This is a genomic window from Burkholderia sp. E168m23, assembly GCF_016586125.1.
GTDB lineage: Bacteria > Pseudomonadota > Gammaproteobacteria > Burkholderiales > Burkholderiaceae > Burkholderia > Burkholderia orbicola.
Genome location: NZ_BCPP01000590.1, coordinates 1 through 4,510, shown reverse-complemented (window position 1 = coordinate 4,510; position 4,510 = coordinate 1). Strand labels below are relative to the sequence as shown.

Here is a 4,510-nt window from a genome sequence, read left to right as displayed (position 1 = left end):
GCGTCGAGCGGCGTCGTGTCGCGCACGAGCGTCAGCACGCCGAGATTGCCGGCCCGGTCGTAGCCGCCGTGCGACCAGCCGTAACGCATCCCGAAGCACGCCGCGTCGTGCCAGAACGCGGTGTCGCCCGGCTCGTCGAACGCATTCCATACGACCGGCCGCGGCTGGCTCGCGACCCGCTTGATGATCGGATCGATCGTCACGTAGCCGAATTTCACATAACGGTGTTCCCATTCGCGTGGATGATTGCCGACGATCTGCAGGTCGGGCCGGGCGAGCGGCAGCGTGCGGCGCAAGCCGTACACGCAATACCGGAACCCGAGCGCGGCCGCAGCGGCGGCAATCGGCGGAAACGCGGCTTCCGCGGTGGGCGCGCGTTGTAGTGCGTCGAAACAGTCGTGCAGTATTGTCAGGTCCATCGGTGATCCTCGTCGGTGTGGGCGGGCCGTGCATTGCGGCCCGCGCGTATCCTGTTCAAAAGGACAGTTTTGAGGCGAAGCCGACGCCGGTTTAATGGCGGCTGTTCGCACGACGGGCCCGCTTGTGCGGGCACTGTCCCCCCGTCGTTTCACGTGTTGCGGTACCCCTCCGGTTTCGTATCAGGACTGATCGACCATGACCAGCGTTCAAGACGTGCCTCTCCTCGCGCGCGCCGGTGCGCGCGCGTTCGCCTTCGGCGGGATCCGCGCGATCGAACCGCCCTGCGCGTCGGCTCCCGCCCGCGCGCTTGCTCACGAGTATGCCCCGCACGCGCATCAGGCCGGGCAACTATTGTTTACGACGCGCGGCGTATTGGTACTCGACGTCGAAGGCCAGCGCTGGATCACCCCGCCGCTGCGCGCGATCTGGATTCCGGCGCGCACCGTCCATGCGATGCGCGTGGCCGACGACGTCCAGCTCTGCTCGCTCTATCTCGGCGACGCGCTCAGCGCGCGGCTGCCGGCCACGCTGTGCGCGATGACGGTATCGCCGCTGCTGCGCGAACTCGCCACGCGCGTGTCGCATCCGTTCGATTGCAGCGTCGACCACGATCCGCTCGCGCGCCTGTTCGCCGACGAACTGAGCGAGCTCGCGCAGACGCCGCTCACGCTGCCGCTGCCGCGCGACCGGCGCTTGCTGAAGCTGTGCGAGCGGCTGCAGCGCGAGCCGCACTGCGAGTTGCCGCTCGACACGCTCGCGCGCGACGCCGCGCTGAGCGCGCGCCACCTGGCGCGCCTGTTTCGCAGCGAGACCGGCATGAGCGTGGCCGCGTGGCGTCAGCAACTGCGGCTGTCGATGTCGCTCGCGCTGCTCGCGAGCGGCATGCCCGTCACGCAGGCCGCGCATCAGGTCGGCTATCGCAGCCCGACCACCTATGCGGCCACCTTCAAGCGCGCGTTCGGCGTCACGCCGAGCCAGTACCTCGCTGCCGCGGAAGCGGCGGCGCGCTGAGCGCCGCCGCCCCGCTGCCGCGCTCAGCGTGCGGTCCAGCGCGGCACCGTTTCGAACGCGTGCTCGACCGCGTGCACGATCCGGTCGACGTCCTCGCGACCGATCACGAGCGGCGGCGCGATCGCGAGCCGGTTGCCGAGCGAGCGGATCAGCACGCCCGCATCGCGCGCCGCGTCGGCGAGCGCGGCCGCATAGCCGTCCGACGGCTCGATCGATTCGCGCGTCGCCTTGTCCTTCACGAGGTCGATGCCGACCAGCAGCCCCTTGCCGCGCACGTCGCCGACCACCGGATAGCGGTCGACGAGCGGCTGCAGCCGCTCCAGCAGGTACGCACCTTCGCGCGCCGCGTTGCCGGCGAGATCCTCGTCGACGATGATCTGCAGGTTCGCGAGCGCGGCCGCGCAGACGATCGGATGGCCCGAGTAGGTGTAGCCGTGCATCAGCGTGCCGATGCCGCCCGGGTTGGACGCGAACGCGTTCTCGATGCGGCGGTTGACGACGGTCGCACCGAGCGGCAGATATCCCGACGACACGCCCTTCGCCAGGCACATGATGTCCGGCGCGACGCCCCAGCCGCGGCTGCCGAACGCGGCGCCGGTCCGCCCGAAGCCCGTCACCACTTCGTCGGCGATCAGCAGCACGCCGTGGCGGTCGCACACTTCGCGCACCAGCGGCCAGTAGTTCGCGGGCGGCACGATGATGCCGCCGGTCGCCTGCACCGGTTCGGCGATGAAGGCGGCCACGGTGTCGGGCCCCTGGAACAGGATCTCGCGCTCGACGAGCGACGCGCACAGCCGGCCGAGTTCCTCTGGGTCATGCGTGAACGGGTTGCGATAGATCCACGGCGTCTCGACGTGGAAGCAGCCGGCGAGCGCCGGCTCGTAGTTGCGCCGGTAGACGGTGTTGCCGGTGACGGAGCTGCCGCCGAAGTGCGAGCCGTGATAGGCCTGGCGCAGCGCGATGAACTTGGTGCGCTCGGGCTGCCCGGACACCTTCCAGTACTGCCGCGCGATCATCAGCGCGGCCTCGACGGCGTCCGAGCCGCCGGAGCCGAAGATTACGCGGCTCATGTCTTCCGGCTGGAGCATGTCGATCAGCCGCGCCGACAGTTCTTCCGCGCGCGGATGGCTGAACCCGGCGAACACCGGGTGATATTCGAGTTCGTCGAGCTGCCGGACGATCGCTTCCTTGATCTCCCGCCGGCCGTGGCCGACGTACACGTTGAACAGCGACGCGACCGCGTCGAGATACGGCCGGCCGGTGTCGTCGTACAGGTAGCAGCCTTCGCCGCGCGTGATGCGGATCGGCGAGCGCGACGCGGCGAGCGGATGTTGCCGGGGATGCCAGAAGCGCGATTCCGAATAGGACATGACAGGACTCCGTAGTGATTCGGTTGGATGGGGCAACACGGTGACGCAGACGATTTTCAGCCGGCGAGCGCCGCCGGTTGAAAGTCGAGCCGGCTTTCGAGGGCGCCGAGCGTCGCGAACGGTTCGTCGAGCGCCACGCGCATGAACGTCAGGAACTGGCCGACGTGGGCGTTCAGCGCGTCGCGACTGTAGTACTGCGGGCTCGCGTCGAAGTCGAAGCGCAGCGGTTCGCCGTTGCGGCGGTCGGTCAGGTTCACCATCAGGTCGTCGGTGGTGCCGACCGACAGGTTGTGCGACGTCGTCACGCAGTCGCCGAACCGCAGGTCGTAGTCGAACGCCATGATGTTGATCTCGGGGCCGAACACGCCCTGGCCGTTGTCGAGCGACGTCAGTTCGCGGTGCAGGTCGCCCATCCGGTAGCGCTGGTGCTGGCGCAGCGCGGTCATCTCGCGGTTCGCCTGGCGGCACAGGTCGTCGAGCGTGTGGCCCGGCTCGACGTGCAGGCGCAGCGGCAGCATGTTCGCGCACTGCGTCGGCGTGCGGCGCTCCCGTGCCGACGTGCGCGCCATCGCGGCGACCGACAGCACGATGTCGTGCGCGCCGGTGTTCAGGTACAGGTAGGCGGCGGTCAGCGCGGTGACGAGCCGCGGCACCGTCGACGTGAAGAGCCCCTTGGCGACCGCCTCGATGCGTGCGCTCTCGCTTGCGCTCGCGATACGCGTCTCGCGCAGGTCGGGCCCGTCGTCGCGCTCGGGAAAGCGCGCGGGGCCGGCGAGCGTGACCGTGCGCGGCTGGTCCGCGAAGCGTTCGAGCCAGTAGCGGCGATCGTGCGCGAACTGTTCGGACGCGCGGTACGCGTCTTCGTCGAGTTGCAGCTCGGCGAGCGACGCGAAGCGCGCGGGCGGTGCCTTGGCGCCTGCCGCGAACGCGCTGTACAGCTCGGCGGCGCGGGTGGCGATCAGGCTGCCCGAATAGCCGTCGACCAGGATGTGCGCGTAGCCGTGATACCAGTAGTAGTGATCCGGTGCGATGCGGTACAGCGTGTGGCGGAAGAACGGCCCGCGCGCCAGTTCGATCGCGCCCGTGCAGTGCGCACGCATGCCGGCGAGCGCGACGGCGTGCGCGTCTTTCGTGCCGGCGAGGTCCACGCGTTCGAGTGCCCAGTCGTCGGCGAGCGCGGCGTCGAGCACGCGCACGGGCGTGTCGCCATCCAGCACGATCCGCGTCGTGTGCAACGTCTGCGCCTCGCGAATCACCTGCCGCAGCGCGCGTTCGAATGCGTCGGTGTCGAGTGCGCCGCGAATCTCGAAATACTCGGCCGCGTAGATATGCGTCGACGGGACGGGATACGCGAGGGCGGCCTCCCAGAAATCCCGCTGCGGCGCGGACAGCGGCAATTGAAGCGTCGAATCGATCACGTCGTTTCTCCTGGAAAGCTTATTCCGGTGGATGAATTAAATGCGTGTATTTGTTTAATGAAAAATACATATTCGCATCGTGCATTTCATTTTTTGATGAATCGCAATTCTTATCCTAGACAGTCCAATTTGCGGCTGTCAATTCCGTGCGGTTTTGTCGGTAATTCGTAAAGTCCTTGCCAGTAAAGGCTTTGATGGATGGGTGAATAGTCTGGTCCGGAAAGAATATGAGAATGTCCGTTCTGAATAGGCGGCAAATTGGCAGCTTATTTGGCATCGACGCCTGAAATT

Annotated in this window: 4 protein-coding genes; 1 reads left to right on the top strand and 3 read right to left on the bottom strand. The window is 67.6% G+C overall.

Annotated features, from left to right (window positions below; translation table 11 throughout):
• Positions 1-419: autoinducer binding domain-containing protein (locus tag JMF90_RS25385; RefSeq protein WP_201325572.1), on the bottom strand; the 419-nt coding region annotated here is incomplete at its 3' end.
• A 196-nt stretch (positions 420-615) separates the two neighbouring features.
• Here JMF90_RS25385 and JMF90_RS25380 point away from each other — a divergent pair.
• Complete coding sequence (locus JMF90_RS25380; RefSeq protein ID WP_006479993.1) at positions 616-1,431, top strand: helix-turn-helix transcriptional regulator; 816 nt, start codon at positions 616-618, stop codon at positions 1,429-1,431.
• A 23-nt stretch (positions 1,432-1,454) separates the two neighbouring features.
• Here the strand turns inward: JMF90_RS25380 and JMF90_RS25375 are convergent, their stop codons facing one another.
• Both JMF90_RS25375 and JMF90_RS25370 read right to left on the bottom strand, forming a co-directional pair.
• Positions 1,455-2,801, bottom strand: a complete 1,347-nt coding sequence (locus JMF90_RS25375) for an aspartate aminotransferase family protein (protein ID WP_011548592.1) — start codon at positions 2,799-2,801, stop codon at positions 1,455-1,457.
• 56 nt (positions 2,802-2,857) lie between these two features.
• Complete coding sequence (locus tag JMF90_RS25370) at positions 2,858-4,219, bottom strand: condensation domain-containing protein (protein WP_011548591.1); 1,362 nt, start codon at positions 4,217-4,219, stop codon at positions 2,858-2,860.
• Positions 4,220-4,510 lie beyond the last annotated feature (291 nt).

Bases quoted from the DNA above. Each gene is read 5' to 3' on its own strand.
- JMF90_RS25380 (WP_006479993.1), top strand. From the start codon at position 616: ATGACCAGCGTTCAAGACGTGCCTCTCCTCGCGCGCGCCGGTGCGCGC.
- JMF90_RS25375 (WP_011548592.1), bottom strand. From the start codon at position 2,801: ATGTCCTATTCGGAATCGCGCTTCTGGCATCCCCGGCAACATCCGCTC.